The 582-nt window shown below is 37.8% G+C and carries 1 protein-coding gene; it reads left to right on the top strand.

Annotated elements, in window-relative coordinates:
- Window positions 1-251: 251 nt before the first annotated feature.
- A partial coding sequence (locus AC1MDJ_RS08455; protein WP_479690466.1) for a helix-turn-helix domain-containing protein occupies window positions 252-582 on the top strand: 331 nt, incomplete at its 3' end.

Genomic DNA, 582 nt, shown 5'->3' with positions numbered 1-582 from the left:
CAACAAACAACTTCAATATCTCCCTAAACTTCTCTTCCGAAATGTGGGCACGCTTCAAATACTTGTTTCCCATAATAACACCATAGCTTATATCAACTTTAAGTCAATCTAAACTAGGCTTGAACCATTATTTTTCAGCCTCTTTATGATACACTCTAATCCATTTTTTTAGTGTTGTCAATAGGTTTTTCGGTGTTGTAATTGCACAAGTTAAAATGCCCCTCATATATTTTTTATTAGTGGTATGTATTGTGGGAAGTTATGGCAAGATTAAAGGGGTAGAGGATGTGCTCAGTGGCAAGTTATCGTATGACGAAGTAGCTGAGAGGTTGAAGGTTAACAGGTCAACTGTAGTAAGGGCGGTTAGGAAGTATCGTTTATTTGGGTTAAGTGGGTTAGAACACGGCTTAAAGGATAAGCCGTCTAATAACAAGAGCAATAGCAATCAAGATTTCGGTAGGTGGTTTGGTGGGGAGAAGTCTTGTATAATAAATATGATAGATGATGCGACTTCTATAGTTAACGCACACTTTGACACAGAAGAAACCATAGCTTCAGCGTGTATAGCATTATGGACTTGGT

The sequence above is a fragment of the Candidatus Termitispirillum reticulitermitis genome, from assembly GCF_054655775.1.
Note: the sequence above shows the minus strand (reverse complement) of the source record. Positions and strands in the feature narration are given on the sequence as shown.